This is a genomic window from Burkholderia sp. HI2761, assembly GCF_002223355.1.
Classification (GTDB): Bacteria; Pseudomonadota; Gammaproteobacteria; order Burkholderiales; family Burkholderiaceae; genus Burkholderia.
In genome coordinates, this window is the sequence record NZ_NKFN01000004.1 from 242,260 (window position 1) to 259,276 (window position 17,017).

Consider the following 17,017-nt stretch of genomic DNA (forward strand, 5'->3'; position numbering starts at 1 on the left):
TCAGAAGAGATCCAGGATGCGCCAGCCGCGGTTGCTTGCATGCGCACGCAGCGTGTCGTCGGGGTTGGTCGCGATCGGGTCGGTGACTTTCTCGAGCAACGGAATGTCGTTGTGCGAGTCGCTGTAGAAATAGCTGTGTTCGAAGTCGTCCCAGTGCTTGCCGAGCGACGCGAGCCACGCTTCGGTGCGCACGATCTTGCCTTCGCGATAGCTCGGCGTGCCGGTCGGCCGGCCCGTGTACGGCGAATCGGGATGCCCGTCGGTCGTTTCGACCTCGCACGCGATCAGCGTGTCGACGCCGAACGCGGTCGCGATCGGGCGCGTGATGAATTCGTTGGTGGCCGTCACGACGCAGCACAAGTCGCCCGCATCGAGATGCTTGCGCACGAGTTCGAGCGCGGCGGGCGTCATCGCGGGGCGGATCACCTCGTGCATGTACTGCTCGTGCCATTCGGCGAGCTGCGCGCGCGAATACTTCGCGAGCGGCGTGAGCATCGCGCACAGGTACGCGTGGATGTTGAGCTGGCCGGCCTTGTAATCGGCGAAGAACTGGTCGTTCCGACGCGAGAAGCTTTCCGCGTCGACGATGCCGAGCTTCACCATGAAGCGACCCCATTCGTGGTCGCTATCGGTCGGAATCAGCGTGTGGTCGAGGTCAAAGAGTGCCAGATTGGTCATGGAAGCGCATTTTACTCGAAGCGGTTCGGGCCCGTGCCCGGTGGTGTGATGTCGTCGCCGGGACGCGCGAGCATCCGGCGCAGCAGCGGCAGCGTGACCGCGCGTTTCTGCTCGAGCGAGAAGCGGTCGAGCGCGTCGAGCAACGCCATCAGGCTCGGCATGTCGCGGCGGAAATGGGTCAGCAGGTATGCAGCGATGTCGTCGGTGAGCGCGATCCCGCGCTCCTTCGCCGCGAGCTTGAGCACGGCGATCTTGCCGGCGTCGGACGGCGGCGACAGGTGGAACACGAGCCCCCAGCCGAGGCGCGTGCGCAGATCCTCGCGCACGTCGAGCGCGAGCGGCGCCGCCGGGCCCGCCGCGACGAACGCGCTCGACGGGTGGGCGCGCACTTCGTTGAACAGGTTGAACAGCGCGACCTGCTGCGTGTCGCTCATCCGGTCGCAGTCGTCGATCGCATAGATGCCGATGCGCGGGTCGAACGTGAACGCGCCGAGCGGGCTCTGCGGCGTCAGGTAGCGCGCATAGCCGTACGACGCGTCGCTCACGAGCGCCTGCAGCAGGTGGGTGCGGCCGCTGCCGGGCTCGCCCCAGATATAGAACGACCGGTCCGGCACGGGGCCGGCCGCGAGCGCGAGATCGAGCTTCTGCAGGCGCGTGACGAGCTCGTCGTTCTCGTCGCTCATGATGAAGTTGTCGAACGTGGCGGGCGGCGGCGTGCCGAGATCGAGCGTCAGTTGACGGGACACAGCAGTCACAATGCGGGTCGGTTGAAAAAACGCGTGCCGTACGCCGGGCACGCGCGGGGGAAAGCGCCCCGGCTGGCTTCACGCGCGACCGTACGCACGGCGCGGCGCGGGTTTCGGCGCGCTTCGCCCGGCGATGAAAACGGGGACGTGTTGACCAAGATGCAATCCCTGACGATTCGGTGCTGGGAATTCCGGCCAACGGGCCGGCTTCGGGTAAAATCGCATTTTACCGACCTTCTCGCATTCCCCCATGAATCCTCCGAAATCCGCTCCCGACGCTCAGGGTCTGTCCTATCGCGACGCAGGTGTCGACATCGACGCAGGCGACGCGCTCATCGACAAGATCAAGCCTTTTGCGAAGAAAACTCTGCGCGACGGCGTGCTTGGCGGCATCGGCGGGTTCGGCGCGCTGTTCGAAGTACCGAAGAAGTACAAGGAGCCCGTGCTCGTATCGGGCACCGACGGCGTGGGCACCAAGCTCAAGCTGGCCTTTCATCTGAACAAACACGACACCGTCGGCCAGGATCTCGTCGCGATGAGCGTGAACGACATCCTCGTGCAAGGCGCCGAGCCGCTGTTCTTCCTCGACTACTTCGCATGCGGCAAGCTCGACGTCGACACGGCCGCAACCGTCGTCAAGGGCATCGCGCAGGGCTGCGAACTGTCGGGCTGCGCGCTGATCGGCGGCGAAACGGCCGAAATGCCGGGCATGTACCCGGACGGCGAATACGATCTGGCCGGCTTCGCGGTCGGCGCGGTCGAGAAGAGCAAGATCATCGACGGTAGCACGATCGCCGAGGGCGACGTGGTGCTCGGCCTCGCATCGAGCGGCATCCACTCGAACGGCTTCTCGCTCGTGCGCAAGATCATCGAGCGCGCGAATCCCGATCTGTCGGCGGATTTCCACGGCCGCTCGCTGGCCGACGCGCTGATGGCCCCGACGCGCATCTACGTGAAGCCGCTGCTCGCGCTGATGCAGAAGCTGACGGTGAAGGGCATGGCGCACATCACGGGCGGCGGCCTCGTCGAGAACATCCCGCGCGTGCTGCGCGAAGGTCTCACCGCCGAGCTCGACCAGCACGCGTGGCCGCTGCCGCCGCTGTTCAAGTGGCTGCAGGAGCACGGCGGCGTCGCCGACGCGGAAATGCACCGCGTGTTCAACTGCGGGATCGGCATGGCCGTGATCGTCTCGGCGGCCGATGCCGACGCGGCGATCGCCGACCTGACCGCCGCCGGCGAACAGGTGTGGAAGATCGGCACCGTGCGTGCGACCCGCGAAGGCGAGGCGCAGACGGTCGTGGTCTGACGCACGGCAGCAGCAGAATGCAGTACGGAAAGCCGCCCGGAATCGATCCGGGCGGCTTTTTTTTCGGGCGCCGCGTGCGGTCGGACGCGCGCCGATGAAGGAGGGACGACGATGACCGAAGATGAACGCGCGATCCGCGAGCTCGTGGAAAACTGGTTCGTGTCGAGTCGGCGGGGCGATCTGGCGACCGTGCTCGACCTGATCGCCGACGACGCGATCTTCATGGTGGCCGGCAAGCCGCCGTTCGACAAGGCGGCGTTCGCGGCCGCGTCGCGCGAAGCGAACGCGGGTGCGGAGCACGCTCCGAAGGTCGACGGCCGCTACCGGATCGACGAGCTGTGCGTGATCGGCGACTGGGCGTACATGCGCAATTTCCTCGAGATCGACGCGACGCCGCCGGGCGGCGAAACGATCCACCGCTCGGGCCATACGCTGACGATCTTCCGCAAGGCCGGCGGCCGCTGGCAGCTCGTGCGCGATGCGAATCTCGTGACGCTCGCGGGCTGAGCGCGGCGATGCGTATGGCGGCGCCTGTCGTCGCTCAGGCGGACGGCCTCGATGCGCCCGCCGGCCGCGTGCCGGCCAACAGCGGCGGCACGAGCAGATAGAGCAGCGCGGCCGCAGCCCATACGAGCCCCGGCCAGGTCGCGCGCGTCGCCGCGTAGGTCGCGGTGACGACCAGCGGCCCCGCGACGCCGATCAGGCTCGCCACGCTCGCCAGCGTGCCCTGCAGTTCGCCCTGGCGCGCATCGTCGACCTGTCGCGCGAGCATCGCCTGCAACGCCGGCAGCGTCATGCCGCCAGCCGCGAACAGTGGCAGCAGCGCAAACGGCACCCAGGCGGCCGTCGCGAATGCGATGATCGCCAGCCCGAGCGCGTCGCCAGCAAGGCCCAGCGCGAGCGCGCGTCGCTCGCCCAGCCACGCGATCAACGGTCCGATCGCGAACGCCTGCGCGAGCGCGTGGCACGCGCCGTAACCGGCGAGCGAGAGCCCGGCGATTGGCGTCGACCAGCCGAAATGTTCCTGGCCGTACAGAATCCACAGCGTCGCGGGCGCCTGCGACACCAGCGCGACGATCACATAGATGCCGACCAGTGGCGCGAGCGCAGGCGCGCCGCTCAGCCGGCGCAGGCTCGCGAACGGATTGAGCGCGCCGACCGTCCGGCCCTCCCGGGCCGAGCGCGGCCGCGATTCCGGCAGCGCGCGCCACACGAGCACGAGGTTCAGCGCATTGAGCAACGCGGCCGCAACGAACGGCGCACGCAGGTGCAGCATGCCGAGCAGCCCGCCGATCAGCGGGCCGGCGATGAAGCCGATGCCCATCATCGCGCCGAGCTGGCCGAAGCGCCGCGCGCGATCCGGTTCGGCCGTCACGTCGGTCACGTACGCGGTCGCGACCGCGACGTTCGCGCCGGTGATGCCCGCGATCAGCCGTCCGACGTAAAGCCACGCGAGCGTCGGCGCGAGCGCCATCAGCAGATAGTCGAGCGCGGCGCCCGCGAGCGACGCGAGCAGCACCGGTCGGCGGCCGAAACGGTCGCTCAGCGCGCCGAGCAACGGTGCACACAGGAACTGCGCGAACGCGTACAGCGCGAGCAGGATGCCGTAGTGGGTGTCGGTGCTGCCCGCGGTGGCGAGCGAGCGCAGCAGCCCGGGCAGGATCGGCATCACGATCCCGACGCCGATCGCATCGAGCAGGACCGTGGCCAGGATGGCAATCAGGGACGGATTCAAGAGCACCACTCTATCGATGATAGAGTGGGGAGTATTCCACAGTTTCCCTATCGGTGATAGAGATGAAGGACACGGGAGCGCGGCTGACGCGCGACACGGTATTGCGCGCGGCGCTCGACTTGCTGGACGAGGTGGGAATCGACGGACTTTCGACGCGACGGCTCGCCGAGCGGCTCGGCGTGCAATCGCCGACGCTGTACTGGCATTTCAGGAACAAGGCCGAGTTGCTCGACGCAATGGCCGAGGCGATCATGCTCGAGCGTCACGGCGCGTCGCTGCCGCGGCCGGACGACGTGTGGGATGCATGGCTCGCGGAGAACGCGCGCAGTTTTCGCCGCGCGCTGCTGGCCTATCGCGACGGCGCGCGACTGCATGCCGGCACGCGGCCGCGCGCACTGCATTTCAGCTCGATCGAACGCAAGGTCGCGCTGCTCGGCGACGCGGGGTTCACGCCGGACGAAGCGGTCGACGTGATGGTCGCGATCAGCCGCTTCGTGGTCGGATGGGTGCTGGAAGAGCAGGCGGCGCCGGACAGCGACGCCGATGCGCCGCTGCCGGACGCGGCCGAGTATCCGCGGCTCGCGAAAGGCTGGGCCGCGCTGCGCGAGCGCGGCGGCGACGAAGCGTTCGAGCGTGGCATCGCGTGGATCGTCGACGGCGCCCGCGCGCGCCTGGCGGCGCGTCGGGCGGGCTGATGCGTCAGCCCGGCGTGCGGCCGTCGAGGACACGTTCGAGCGCGTCGAGCGCGCGGGCCGTCGAATCCGGCGCGATGCAGTCGACCACGATCCGCTCCGGCATCGCGCGCAGCCACGTGATCTGGCGTTTGCACAGCTGGCGTGTCGCGAAGATGCCCTTGTCGCGCATCGTTCGGTAGTCGGTATCGCCGTCGAGGAATTCCCACGCCTGCCGGTAGCCGACGCAGCGCATCGACGGCAGATCGGGATGGAGATCGTCGCGGCGCCGCAGTCGTTCGACTTCGTCGATGAAGCCCGCGTCGAGCATCGCGTCGAAGCGCTGCGCGATCCGCGCGTGCAGCACCGCGCGATCCGACGGCTCGAGCGCGACCGGCACGAAGCGGTACGCCGCAGCCGCATCGTCCGTGCGGCGCGGCGCGGCGAGCAGCGCCGACATCGGCTGCCCGCTCAGCATGAAGATTTCCAGTGCGCGCTGGATCCGCTGGGAATCGTTCGGCGCGAGCCGCGCGGCCGTGTCGGGATCGACCTGTGCGAGCCGCGCGTGCAGCGCGGGCCAGCCGTCGCGCGCGGCGTCGGCGTCGAGTGTCGCGCGGACCTCCGGGTCGGCGCCCGGCAGATCGTTGAGCCCTTGCGTCAGCGCCTTGTAGTACAGCATCGTGCCGCCCGCGAGCAACGGCATGCGGCCGCGCGCGACGATCTCGCCGATCAGGCGCAGCGCGTCCGCGCGGAATTCCGCGGCCGAATACGCGTCGGCCGGATCGATGATGTCGATCAGGTGATGCGGCACGCGCGCGCGCTCGTCGCGCGACGGTTTCGCGGTGCCGATATCCATGTCGCGGTAGACGAGCGCCGAATCGACGCTGACGATCTCGATCGGGCGGCGCGCGGCGAGCGCCAGCGCCGCGGCCGTCTTGCCGGAAGCGGTGGGTCCGAGCAGGCAGGCGATCGTCATCGGGGTGGATGGCGAAGAAGCGCTCATTGCCCGCGCATGAAGAGACGGTCGAGATCGTTCAGCGTGAGCTGATACCAGGTCGGCCGGCCGTGATTGCACTGATCCGCGCGCTCGGTCGCCTCCATCTGGCGCAGCAGCGCGTTCATCTCGTCGAGGGTCAGGCGCCGGTTCGCCCGCACCGCGTGGTGGCACGCGAGCGTGCCGAGCAGTTCGTGCTGGCGCTCGGTGAGCACGCGCGAGCCGCCGAACGCGTGCAGGTCGGCGAGCACCGCGCGCGCGAGCGCCTGCAGGTCCGCATCCTTCAGCAGCGCCGGCACCGCGCGGATCGCGAGCGTCGTCGGCGACAGCACCGCGAGATCGAAGCCGAGCGATTCGAGCGTGTCGCGCTCTTCCTCGACCGTGCCGATCTCGACCGGCGTGGCCGTCATCGAGATCGGCAGCAGCAGCGACTGCACGGCGACCGAGCGATCGGCGAGGGCGTTCTTGAACTGCTCGTACAGGATCCGCTCGTGCGCCGCATGCATGTCGACGATCACGAGACCGTACGCGTTCTGCGCGAGCACGTAGATGCCGTGGATCTGGCCGAGCGCGAAGCCGAGCGGCTGCTCGTCGTGCGCGCCGGCGGCGAGCGGCGACGCGGCGAAGCCCGGCAGCGGCGCGACCGGTGCGTCGGCCGAATCGCGGGCGATGAGCGTCGTGCCGTCCGGCGTGCCCGCGCCGCTGTCCTTGCGGCCGAACAGCGCGTCATAGAGCGCGAGCGGCTGCGCGACGGGCAGCGTGCCCTGCGTCATCCGCGCCTGGCGCATCCACGTGTTGCCCGCCGACGATGAAGAAGACGGCGACGAGAAACCGCTGCCGCCGGTCGCGGCGCTCGGGCCCTGGCCGAGCGGCGTATCGAGGAACGATGCCGGCCCGCGCGGCGCCGGTTCGATATGCGCGGCATGGCCGCCCGCGGTGGTTTCCGGCGATGCGCCCGCGTGGCGCGCGAGCGCACGCTGCACCGCATGGAACACGTACTGGTGGATCGAGCGCGAATCGCGGAACCGGACTTCGATCTTCGACGGATGCACGTTCACGTCGACGGCTTCGGGCGGCAGGTCGAGGAACAGCACGTACGACGGGTAACGGTCGCCGTGCAGCACGTCCTCGTAGGCCGCTCGCACCGCGTGAGTCAGCAGCTTGTCGCGCACGAAGCGGCCGTTCACGAAGAAATACTGCTGGTCGGCGCGCCCGCGGCTCGCGGTCGGCAGGCCGGCGCAACCGTAGACGGCGAGCGGACCGGCCTGCTCGTCGAGCGGCAGGTGCGCGGTCGCGAAGCTGTCGCCGAGGATCTTCGCGACGCGCTGCGCGGGCTCGGTCGCATTCCAGTGCTCGACGGCCTTGCCGTTGTGCAGCACCGAGATCGCGACGTCCGGCCGTGCAAGCGCCGCGCGGCGGATCATTTCCAGACAGTGGCCGAATTCCGTCTGCTCGCTCTTCAGGAACTTGCGCCGCGCGGGCGTGTTGAAGTACAGCTCGCGCACCTCGATCGTCGTGCCGGTCGAGCCGGCGGCGGGCGACAGCACGCCCGTCTGCGCATCGATCTTCATCGCGTGCGCGGCATCGGCCGTGCGGCTCGTGATCGACATCTCGGCGACCGACGCGATCGACGCGAGCGCTTCGCCGCGAAAACCCAGCGTCGCGACCGCCTCGAGCTCCTCGAGCGAGCGGATCTTGCTGGTCGCGTGGCGCATCAGCGCGAGCGCCAGTTCGTCGGGCGGAATCCCGCAGCCGTCGTCGGTGATCGAGATGCGCTTGACGCCGCCTTCTTCCAGCACGATGCGCAGCGTCGTCGCGCCGGCGTCCATCGCGTTCTCGAGCAGTTCCTTGACGACCGACGCCGGGCGTTCGACGACCTCGCCGGCGGCGATCTGGCTGATCAGCTGGTCGGGCAGGGGCTGGATCGCGCGCAGCGGGCGCGCGGCGGGGGCGGGCGCGGCGCCCGCGGCCGTTTCGGTGATATCGGACATGGCCGAATTATAGCGAGGCCGCGAACGCGTGCCGGGGCGGGCGGCCGTTACGTTTTTTCACGGAGCCTTAAGGGAGTTTCGGTATCATCACCCAGTTGCACGCGCCGCCTTGACTGGCGGGCGCCTCGGCCATCCCTGGCCTGTTCCGGCCGTTCCGGCCCTACCGCCTTCGAGGAATCGCATTTGGATACGCTGCTTCATTTCGTCAATCTTGTCCTGCATATCGACGCTTTCCTCGGCGATTTCATCCGGCAGTACGGCGCGTGGGTCTATCTCGTCCTGTTCCTGATCGTGTTCTGCGAGACGGGGCTCGTCGTCTTTCCGTTCCTCCCCGGCGATTCGCTGCTGTTCATCGGCGGCGCGTTCGCGGCGACGGGCGAAATGAACGTCGGCCTGCTGATCGTGCTGCTGCTCGTCGCGGCGATCTCCGGCAACACCGTGAACTACCTGATCGGCCGCTGGGTCGGCCCGAAGGTGTTCAATACGCATATTCCGGTGCTCGAGCGCTTCCTCGATCGCGCCGCGCTGCAGAAGACCCACTCGTTCTACGACAAGCACGGCGGCAAGACGATCGTGCTCGCGCGTTTCATTCCGGTCGTGCGCACGTTCGCGCCGTTCGTCGCGGGCGCGTCGTCGATGAGCGTCGCGCGCTTCCAGTTGTTCAACATGATCGGCGCGCTGGTGTGGGTGCTGCTGCTCGTGCTGCTCGGCTATTTCTTCGGCAACATCCCGTTCATCCGCCAGTACCTGAACGTGATCGTGCTGGTCGGGATCGGCGCGGCGATCGTGCCGGTCGCGCTCGGCGCGGTGTGGAAGCTCGTGCGCGGGCGGCGGTCGGATGAGGCGCCGAAGGCGGGCGGGCGCTGAGCGCGCGTTCGTTGGTTTCGGTGAAGTGAGAAAAGCGTGGCGGGTGCCACGCTTTTTTTTCGTGCGGTTTGGCCGCTGCTGCCGTTACGCGTTGCGATGCGAGATCGGCGTTTCCGGCGTCGGATAACCGGCGTCGCGGAACGTTTCGAGGATCACGCGGTTGGTGTCGCAGTACACCTGCCAGTAGTTCTCCGGCTGAGTCGACGGGCGCACGAACAGCAGCGGGCCTTCCGGCGTGAACTGCAGCACGCCGATGTCCGGTGCCGGCACTTTCAGCACGTTCGGAACCAACTGGATCTGCGCCTTCAGGCGGGTGATCGCATCGACCGCATCGACGCTGTTCGCGATCTTCGCGGTGAGGTCGACGCGGCGGTGCGGCGTCGCGCTGTAGTTCGCGATGTTGTCCGAGAAGATCTTGTTGTTGCCGACGATCGTCACGATGTTGTCGGCGGTGACGATCGTCGTGCCGAACAGGCCGAGCTCCTTCACGGTGCCCGTGACGCCGCCCGCGCTGATCACGTCGCCGATCTTGAACGGGCGCAGCACCTGCATGAACACGCCGGCGGCGAAATGCGCGAGCAGGCCGCCCCAGGCCGTGCCGATCGCGAGGCCGAGGCCGGCGAGCAGCGCGGCGAACGAGGTGGTCTGCACGCCGAAGATCTGCAGGATCGCGAGGATCAGCAGGATCGTCAGCAGCACGCCGACGACGGAGGTCAGGTAGTCGGTGAGCGTCGGGTCGACCTTGCCGCTGCGGCGAACGACCTTGCCGAGCAGGCGGGTACCGATGCGGATTGCCCAGCGGCCGATGAACCACAAGACGACCGCGGCGAGGAGGTTCAGGCCGAAGTCGAGGCCGCGGGTCATCAGGAATTGCTGGGCGGTGGCGAGATCGATCATGCGTTCTCCGAAGTCAAGGGTAAAAGGGCGGCGCATGCACCGGAATGGGAGGCGCTTTTATAACCTGAGCCGGGAGGGGCGGGCAACCGGGCTGACATTGGTTGACGGAATGAAAAACGGGCAGGACGCGGGTGCGTGCTGCCCGTTTGCGGCCCGGCCGGTCGTCGCGCGCGTCGGGTGTCGAGTTGCTTACCGCGCGGCGCGGCCGTAGGTGTCCTCGAAGCGGACGATGTCGTCTTCGCCGAGATACGCGCCCGACTGGACCTCGATCAGCTCGAGCGGAATCTTGCCGGGGTTCGTCAGCCGGTGAGTCGCACCGAGCGGGATGTAGGTCGATTGATTCTCGGTCAGGTCGCATCGCGGTGGCCGACGATGGCGCGGTGCTCGCGGTGAGGGAGGTTCACCACGGGCGGCGGACGACGGACGACGATGGGCATCAGCCGTTCAACGGCAATTTCCGCATGATCGCGTGCACGCATTCCAGCGGGCCTGCTTCGCCCGTGCGCACATGCACGTCGGGCGATACCGGTTTTTCATAGGTCGATTCGATGCCGGTGAACTGCCGAAGGGTCCCTTGCCTTGCCCGCGCGTAGAGCCCTTTGGGGTCGCGCGCTTCCGCCACATCCAGCGCAACGTCGACGAAGACTTCGAAAAACATGCCCTGCGGAAAACGTGCGCGCGCTTTGGCGCGGGCCTCCCGAAACGGCGAGATCAGCGCGACGATGACGACGAGCCCGGCATCCACCATCAGGCGCGCGACCTCGGCCGTCCGACGAATGTTCTCGTGGCGGTCTGCGTCGCTGAATCCAAGGTCCTGATTCAATCCTTCGCGAAGCTGGTCGCCGTCCAGCAGAAAAGTCCGAAGGCCGCGCGCATCGAGTTGTTCCTTCAGAAGATTCGAGAGCGTCGATTTACCGGCACCGGACACACCGGTGAGCCATACCACGAAGGCATGGTCCTGCTTCATGCTGGAAAGCACGGATTGATTGCCCGTCGGCATGACAGGGAGGGAATTGGGGAGATCTTGAGTCATCTCGGATTCGATGTGCCGGTAACTGCGTCGTACTTTATTGATGCGAATTCATTCGTCGCCGAATTGTAACGGTGCTTTTAAAAATTTGTAACTTGAATATTTTGATCAGGAATAAGCGTTCGCCTTCAAGCGGCGCGACGGTGTGCGAACGTCATCTTCCCGGTAATGATTGCCGGTCCGTCGTAATAATTCGAAATAAATATGCGTTATCGACGGGTTCTCGATCGTGTGTCGATTATCGTCCCCGATTTTGGGTCGGCATGAAATCACACGGGTATTAATTTTTTATTTAGTCCAAACCCAAATGGACCGCGCGGGGTTGCTTTCTTGGTCCCTTCCAATTGCGTCGGCATTACCGAGCGCCGAGCCTCCTTAAAAGCCGGATCGCCGCGATTGCCTTGTCTCGCCGAAGATTTCGCCACCTGAATGCGCTCGATTTCTTCAGGACTGCGGCATGTCATTTGTGCCGCGGCCCGAACGGCCGCTGCTGCACATCGGCGCCGTGCGCGACGATCGCCATCCCCTCCGGCACTTCCTCCCACGCGCCGCGCAGGTCGACGAGCGGCTCCGACACGACCATGAACGCATCGTCACCGGCTTCGGCGATACGCGGGTTATGCGGATACAGCTCGTGCAGGTGCTTGAACGACGTGCTGTGGAACAGCGAGCGCGATTGCCGTTCGCTCGAGTAACGCACCGCCACGATCCGTTCGCCATCGGTCGCGCAGATCGTCATGTTGAGCGGATCGGCGATGCGGTGCCGCGCGGCGGTTTCCTCCACCACGCCGACCATCCGTTCGAGCGCCGGCAGCGGCGCCTGCTCGAGACCGTATGTCAGCGCGAGGCGGAACATCAGCTCGGAGTCGGTCGAGCCTTCGAGTGTCGGGAACAGCGCGGGATCGACCTTCATCGTCAGGTCGCGGCGCAGCTTGTGGAAGTCGCGGATCAGCCCGTTGTGCGCGAACAGCCAGCGGCCGTGGCGAAACGGATGGCAGTTGGTTTCCTGCACGGGCGTGTCGGTCGCCGCGCGAATGTGTGCGACGAACATCCGCGAGCGGATCGCACGCGCGGCTTCGCGCAGGTTGCGGTCGTTCCATGCGGGATGCACGGAGCGATAGCGGAACGGGAGTTCGTCGGGATGCCCGTACCAGCCGATGCCGAAACCATCGCCGTTGGTGGTCGTGGCGCCCAGCTCCGAATGCAGGCTCTGGTCGATCAGCGAATGCTTCGCGCGGAACAGCACCGTTTCCAGGTGGATCGGGTTACCCGTATAGGCGAGCCAGCGGCACATGAAGCGCTCCTTCACGATGTATCGTTCGCGCATGGTAGCCGACTCCGCGACGCTTACGCGTGCAGGCGAATCACCCACCATCGTCGTGCATGGTCGCCGCATATGCGCGATGCGCAACCGCCCGGCCACACGGCCGGGCGCCATGCAACGCAGCAGTTCGGTGCGGTGCGGCACGAGGGCGGTGCCGCACCTGCCGGTTCAGTCGCCGAGTGCGTCCATCACGCGCGCCGAATAGACGAGCGCCGCGCCCGCATTCAACGCAATCGCGACGCCGAGCGCTTCCGCCACTTCCTCCTTGGTCGCGCCATGTTTGGCCGCTTCGGCCGTATGCACGGCGATACAGCCGTCGCAGCGCGTCGTGACGGCCACCGCGAGCGCGATCAGCTCGCGCGTCTTCGCGTCGAGATGGCCGGTCTTGGCGCCCGCGCCGGACAGCGCCTTGTAGCCGGCCAGCGTGTCGGGCGATAGCTTGGCGATGTCGCCGATACGGGTCGAGAGTTCCTTCCGGTATTCGTTCCAGTTCAGCATGATGCGTCCTTGTCGAGAAGAGTGAGGAGGGCGGCGGGCGCCGCGATCTCGGGCGATGCAGGGCTATTCTGATCGCTCGCGCTGAGGGTTTCGATACGGTAGAGTGTCAATTTTTAGCGCAATCGTCTCATGGATGCATTGAGTCAACTGCTGTCGCTCGGTCGCAGCCATGTCGAGCTCGACGTGCGTTGCCTGCTCGACGGCCCGTTCGCGATGCCGCACGACCCGCTGCCGCCCGGCGAGGCGGCGTTCCACCTGGTGCTGGCCGGAACGTGCCGGCTACGTACCGCCGACGGGCGCACGCTGCAACTCGCCGACGGCGATTTCGTGCTGCTGCCCGCAGGCAGCGCGCACGACCTGCTCGACGCAGCGGGCAGCCGGTCGAAGCCGCTCGTGCCGCTGTTCGATTCGCGCGCCGGCGACGGCGCGGTGCTGCCGGTCAAGTCGAATCTCGATCCGGCCGAATCGGGCGGCGCGAGCGTGGATCTGCTCTGCGGACGGTTCGTCTATGCGCGCGGCGCGGGTGAACTGCTGATGAGCACGCTGCCGCAGGTGCTGCACGTCGGGTTGCGCGACGCATCGGGCGCCGCGCCGCTGCAACTGCTGACGAGCGTGCTGCGTACCGAGGCGTCGAACGTGCAGCCGGGCGCCGGCGCGATCGTGAACGCGCTCGGGCAGGCGCTGCTCGCGTATGCACTGCGCGCATACGGCCGCGGCGCGCGCGTGCCGTCCGGCTGGCTCGCGCTCGCGGCCGATGCGCGCCTCGGCCCGTCGGTCCAGGCCGTGCTGCAGGCGCCGGCGCAACCGTGGACGGTCGAATCGCTCGGCGCCGCGGCGGCGATGTCGCGTGCGACCTACGCGAGGCATTTCCGCGAGAAGGCCGGGATGAGCGTCGGCGCATTCGTCGCGCGGATCAGGATGATGCATGCGTGCGCGCTGCTGCAGGACACGCAGCGCGGGCAGGCGGAAATCGGGCAGGCGGTCGGTTATCAGTCGGAGGCCGCATTCGGCAAGGCGTTTCGCGCGGTACTCGGCACGACGCCGGGGCGCTGGCGGCGCGCGCGGCGCGAAACGTGAGCATGCAAGCACGCCCGTCGCGACGCGCGCCAAAGCTGCTACCATGCGCCAAACGCAGTTCAACGAAAACGATTTCGAACAACAAGAAAGAGAGGGCAAAGCAATGAACCAGACCACCATCCAGCAACCGTCGTTCGCATTCGTGGCCGCGTCGTGGGCCGCGCTGCTCGCCGGTTTCGCGGCATTCCTGATCGGGCTCTGGAACGCCGGGATGCAGCTCAACGAGAAGGGCTACTACTTCACCGTGCTGGTGTTCGGCCTCTATGCGGCGATCTCGCTGCAGAAGAGCGTGCGCGACCGCGCGGAGGGCATTCCCGTCACCGGCATCTACTACGGCCTCAGCTGGATCGCGCTGCTGCTGTCGATCGCGCTGCTGATCGTTGGCCTTTTCAACGCGACGCTTCAATTGAGCGAGAAGGGCTTTTACGCGATGTCGTTCGTGCTCGCGCTGTTCGGCGCCGTGGCCGTTCAGAAGAACACGCGCGACTTGCAGAACGCGAAGCCGCGCTATGCCGACGCCGATTCTTCACCATCCATTCAGGAGTGACGGCGGGTACCTGACCAGGCTGCCTGCTGCGCGACGAGGTTCGCGGCGGCCGCTTTCACCGCTGTTCCGCGGGTCTGCCGTCCTTTCGTTTCGTTCATGCCAGCGTGCATGACGGTGGAGATATTCTGGATGCCGAACTCCAACGAAACCGAACCGTGTACGCGCGGCCGCTCGCTCCCTGGCGGCCGATACGTGCGCTGAAATCGCCGCGCTGGCCGGTCGACCTCGTCCAGATCGGCACGGCAACGCTGGCATGCGACTGGCTGATGATTGCGGCGGCGTTCGAGGTTGCGATCGTGATGCCACTTCGTTCGTGTACGCGCGTGCGGCGATTGTGATCGCGCGCGGCCGGCTTGCGCTTGCTGTCATGATGCACGAAGTCGCGCATGGATTGCCGGAGCGGAACCGGCGCGTCAACGACGTATTCGGGTAACTGCTCTCCGCGGGCCCGCTGTGGTTGTCGGTGCGCACGTCTCGTGCGGGCCATCTGAAGCGCCATCGCGCGCCGACGCAGTCGGACGATCCCGTCGCGCTGCTGTTCGGCATGGACTGCTATCCAGTTACGCGCGAGCAGTTGGCCGGGCCCTTGCTCGCCTATTCGTGCGGGAGCGGCTATGTAACGAGCGTCGTGAAGCTCGCGGAGGGCAAGTTCGCGTATGCCTTGCCGACGGTCGAGAAATCGTGCGCGTATACGGCGTGGCAGATCGCATCGATGCCGGCCGGCAACGGCTTGCTGTTCGGCGCGCTCGCGTTTGCCGGACATCCGCTGCTGTATGTTGTGTTGTGGATCGTGCCGCCCATCAAGCGGCTGCCGCTTGCCGGGCAGGCGCGCGCGATCTTCGAGCACGCGGGGTTGCGGGCTGGTAAGGACCCGATCCACAACGCGCGCACGATCGTTCGGCGTTCATGGCAGGCGTTTCTATTCGGTCCGAGTGCGATTCATTTTCATATCGAACATCACCTGCCGCGCGGATGCCATTTCATAGCTTGTCGTTCGATCTGGTGAGCAGATCTTTGAGAGTCGGATGCGAAAGTAATTTCACGTAGACGACATATCGGTGAATGATAGGCACACGGTCGTGCTTAGCATCTATGCCAACTTGGATTCAGTCGTCGAGACCGGAAAGACATTGATCAGCGATCCAACTCGATGGACGGGTTGCAGCTTTGATCCAGTTGCGGTTCCGGATTAGATCCCACACGATGACTATTGTGCGAATTTTCAGGCCGTAACCTCACGAGACCATGTTGCGGTATCGGATTGGGACTCAATGTTCGTATTGGCATCTGCCACACAAAATCTGCGATATCCATTGCCATTGTGCGATCTTCTGATGCATCGGAGTGTGCCAATGCTTGTGCGATCTCGTGCCAAGCGATAAGGACTGCTGAATACATATTCCATAAGATTTTTTGGGCCTCGTCATTCGACACTGGAGGGGGAAATCGCAGAGGAATTCCTTGTCGCGCCATCCAGACAGCTCCGTGTTTCGGAAAGCGCTGAATCTGACCGCGAGCCATCCTCGGCGTAGCGTTCGCGTCGACGCCGTATTCTCGCAGTCGTCGCGCAAATGCTTCTCGCCAATCGTGTAAGTCTTGATTGCGTGGATTGAGTCTCCGGCCGTCCGGACCACGTATGTGGACACTCAGATGTACATGGGGATGCGCTTCGTCATCGTGTTCAGCGAAGACATAAGGGCGGCCATCACCAAATATTTCATGAGCAAATGCCCTCGCTGCATCTCGTACTGCTTGGCGATTGGTGCCAGGCGGCATGGACAGCAGCACATTAAGGGTCTCTCTGCGTTTGCTATCTTGGGGAATTCCCCAGCCACTCAAGTGCCATTGTTCAAGTAGGTCATTCAACTCCAATGTACCGGCAATCACGTGTCCATCCTGGTCCTCTAGCGCGACATTTCCGTTGCGCGAAATGTATTGAAGATGGCGACGAACAGCCCCCATCCCCTGCGCACCTGTTGCTTTATTGCTAATCTTAACTATCACCTCAGGCGCGCGTCGAAGCGTCAAACCCAGCTTCTCGCGCAAAAGAGATGCATGCTGATGCAATATTCCGCGTGCAAGGTGCGGTGCGCTGACATGCCTCAGCGGTTCACGAAATAGTCGATCGCCCCAGTTCACCAAAAGCGCGTCGACGTAAATTTTGGCGAATGGCATTTCAGCGGCTCCATCGATCGAGGTTACTTCGTAGGAGCGTCGTTACAGTGCGCAGGTGTGTGTCGATCAAGGCGCGGGTGTGCTCCCAATCGAAGCCTTCCGGGAGCTCGCTACAGTTTGGCCCCCTTGCGAGTTCACCGAGCAACGTCCGAATCGTCGCTAGTTGTCGATTCGACTCCGCGAGAAGTGTCATTTCTCGGTTCCCAAGCTGTGGTTCGCGCGTAAGCTGCGCTCGAACCAGAGCGACGATCCACCTATTAGCGGTGAAGCCGTTCACATAGGCGACGCCTCTGACGCCGTCGAGTTCGGCCTGAGTGAGTCCGATTTGGATTCGCACGCATGGTCCGCTGCGGGCCGGCAGTGATTGTGGCAAGTTCGGACGATCCGCTGCAACTGCAACAGCTTCAACCACTAACTTTCGCAGCGCTTCGCTCGGCGTCACACCTCGTTGTGTGCACCACGACTTCCATTTTGACTTTAG

18 protein-coding genes and 1 pseudogene are annotated in these 17,017 nt (G+C 65.7%); 7 read left to right on the top strand and 12 right to left on the bottom strand.

The features are described from left to right. Together CFB46_RS07650 and hda are read right to left on the bottom strand one after the other, a co-directional pair. On the bottom strand, nt 1–678 hold the full coding sequence (locus tag CFB46_RS07650; protein WP_089499668.1) for an HAD family hydrolase: 678 nt from the start codon (nt 676–678) through the stop codon (nt 1–3). A gap of 11 nt (nt 679–689) precedes the next feature. Further along, the gene (hda, locus tag CFB46_RS07655; protein WP_012327945.1) at nt 690–1,424 is read right to left on the bottom strand and encodes a DnaA regulatory inactivator Hda; all 735 of its coding nucleotides are present in this window, start codon (nt 1,422–1,424) and stop codon (nt 690–692) included. A gap of 250 nt (nt 1,425–1,674) precedes the next feature. Here hda and purM point away from each other — a divergent pair, with 250 nt between their 5' ends. After that, a complete protein-coding gene (gene purM, locus CFB46_RS07660; protein WP_027783630.1) occupies nt 1,675–2,730 on the top strand; it encodes a phosphoribosylformylglycinamidine cyclo-ligase in 1,056 nt (351 codons plus the stop codon). Nucleotides 2,731–2,841: 111 nt separating this feature from the next. Next, nucleotides 2,842–3,237, top strand: coding sequence for a YybH family protein (locus CFB46_RS07665; RefSeq protein ID WP_027783631.1), 396 nt, complete (start codon nt 2,842–2,844; stop codon nt 3,235–3,237). A gap of 34 nt (nt 3,238–3,271) precedes the next feature. On the opposite strand, the gene tet is transcribed toward CFB46_RS07665, so the two are convergent. Beyond that, complete coding sequence (gene tet / locus CFB46_RS07670) at nt 3,272–4,465, bottom strand: Tet(A)/Tet(B)/Tet(C) family tetracycline efflux MFS transporter (RefSeq protein ID WP_089500370.1); 1,194 nt, start codon at nt 4,463–4,465, stop codon at nt 3,272–3,274. Nucleotides 4,466–4,527: 62 nt separating this feature from the next. On the opposite strand from tet, the gene tetR reads away from it, so the two are divergent. Next, a complete protein-coding gene (gene tetR / locus CFB46_RS07675) occupies nt 4,528–5,160 on the top strand; it encodes a tetracycline resistance transcriptional repressor TetR (protein ID WP_089499669.1) in 633 nt (210 codons plus the stop codon). A 4-nt stretch (nt 5,161–5,164) separates the two neighbouring features. On the opposite strand, the gene miaA is transcribed toward tetR, so the two are convergent. Both miaA and mutL read right to left on the bottom strand, forming a co-directional pair. Further along, nucleotides 5,165–6,139 carry a tRNA (adenosine(37)-N6)-dimethylallyltransferase MiaA gene (gene miaA / locus CFB46_RS07680; protein WP_089499670.1) on the bottom strand — a complete coding sequence of 325 codons (975 nt, stop codon included), beginning with the start codon at nt 6,137–6,139 and terminating at the stop codon, nt 5,165–5,167. Continuing rightward, nucleotides 6,136–8,121, bottom strand: a complete 1,986-nt coding sequence (gene mutL, locus CFB46_RS07685) for a DNA mismatch repair endonuclease MutL (protein ID WP_089499671.1) — start codon at nt 8,119–8,121, stop codon at nt 6,136–6,138. Before mutL ends, miaA begins: the two co-directional genes overlap by 4 nt. Before the next feature lie 183 nt (nt 8,122–8,304). On the opposite strand from mutL, the gene CFB46_RS07690 reads away from it, so the two are divergent. Then, nucleotides 8,305–8,988, top strand: coding sequence for a DedA family protein (locus CFB46_RS07690; RefSeq protein WP_027783636.1), 684 nt, complete (start codon nt 8,305–8,307; stop codon nt 8,986–8,988). Nucleotides 8,989–9,072: 84 nt separating this feature from the next. Here the strand turns inward: CFB46_RS07690 and CFB46_RS07695 are convergent, their stop codons facing one another. The 5 genes and pseudogenes from CFB46_RS07695 to CFB46_RS07715 all read right to left on the bottom strand — a co-directional run bounded on the left by CFB46_RS07695 (nt 9,073) and on the right by CFB46_RS07715 (nt 12,737). Further along, entirely contained in the window at nt 9,073–9,885 is an 813-nt protein-coding gene (locus CFB46_RS07695) for a mechanosensitive ion channel family protein (protein ID WP_027783637.1), read from the bottom strand. 189 nt (nt 9,886–10,074) lie between these two features. Continuing rightward, nucleotides 10,075–10,236: pseudogene (locus tag CFB46_RS07700) on the bottom strand (mannose-1-phosphate guanylyltransferase/mannose-6-phosphate isomerase); the annotation flags it as partial. 85 nt (nt 10,237–10,321) lie between these two features. Further along, nucleotides 10,322–10,885, bottom strand: coding sequence for an adenylyl-sulfate kinase (gene cysC, locus CFB46_RS07705; RefSeq protein WP_027783638.1), 564 nt, complete (start codon nt 10,883–10,885; stop codon nt 10,322–10,324). Between the two features lie 490 nt (nt 10,886–11,375). After that, nucleotides 11,376–12,209: a class II glutamine amidotransferase gene (locus CFB46_RS07710; RefSeq protein WP_027783639.1), complete on the bottom strand. Its 834-nt coding sequence runs from the start codon at nt 12,207–12,209 to the stop codon at nt 11,376–11,378. Between the two features lie 198 nt (nt 12,210–12,407). Further along, nucleotides 12,408–12,737, bottom strand: coding sequence for a carboxymuconolactone decarboxylase family protein (locus CFB46_RS07715; RefSeq protein WP_006484989.1), 330 nt, complete (start codon nt 12,735–12,737; stop codon nt 12,408–12,410). 129 nt (nt 12,738–12,866) lie between these two features. Here CFB46_RS07715 and CFB46_RS07720 point away from each other — a divergent pair, with 129 nt between their 5' ends. Continuing rightward, the gene (locus tag CFB46_RS07720; RefSeq protein ID WP_089499672.1) at nt 12,867–13,814 is read left to right on the top strand and encodes a cupin domain-containing protein; all 948 of its coding nucleotides are present in this window, start codon (nt 12,867–12,869) and stop codon (nt 13,812–13,814) included. Nucleotides 13,815–13,917: 103 nt separating this feature from the next. Further along, nucleotides 13,918–14,361 carry an inner membrane protein YiaA gene (yiaA, locus tag CFB46_RS07725; RefSeq protein ID WP_089499673.1) on the top strand — a complete coding sequence of 148 codons (444 nt, stop codon included), beginning with the start codon at nt 13,918–13,920 and terminating at the stop codon, nt 14,359–14,361. 94 nt (nt 14,362–14,455) lie between these two features. On the opposite strand, the gene CFB46_RS36335 is transcribed toward yiaA, so the two are convergent. Continuing rightward, nucleotides 14,456–14,749 (bottom strand): hypothetical protein, encoded by a 294-nt coding sequence (locus CFB46_RS36335; RefSeq protein WP_227789551.1) that lies wholly within the window; start codon nt 14,747–14,749, stop codon nt 14,456–14,458. Between the two features lie 75 nt (nt 14,750–14,824). Between CFB46_RS36335 and CFB46_RS07730 the strand changes: the two genes are divergently transcribed. Next, a complete protein-coding gene (locus tag CFB46_RS07730) occupies nt 14,825–15,367 on the top strand; it encodes a fatty acid desaturase (RefSeq protein ID WP_256980649.1) in 543 nt (180 codons plus the stop codon). A 128-nt stretch (nt 15,368–15,495) separates the two neighbouring features. On the opposite strand, the gene CFB46_RS07735 is transcribed toward CFB46_RS07730, so the two are convergent. Beyond that, the gene (locus CFB46_RS07735; RefSeq protein WP_089499674.1) at nt 15,496–16,536 is read right to left on the bottom strand and encodes a relaxase/mobilization nuclease domain-containing protein; all 1,041 of its coding nucleotides are present in this window, start codon (nt 16,534–16,536) and stop codon (nt 15,496–15,498) included. Between the last annotated feature and the right edge of the window lie 481 nt (nt 16,537–17,017).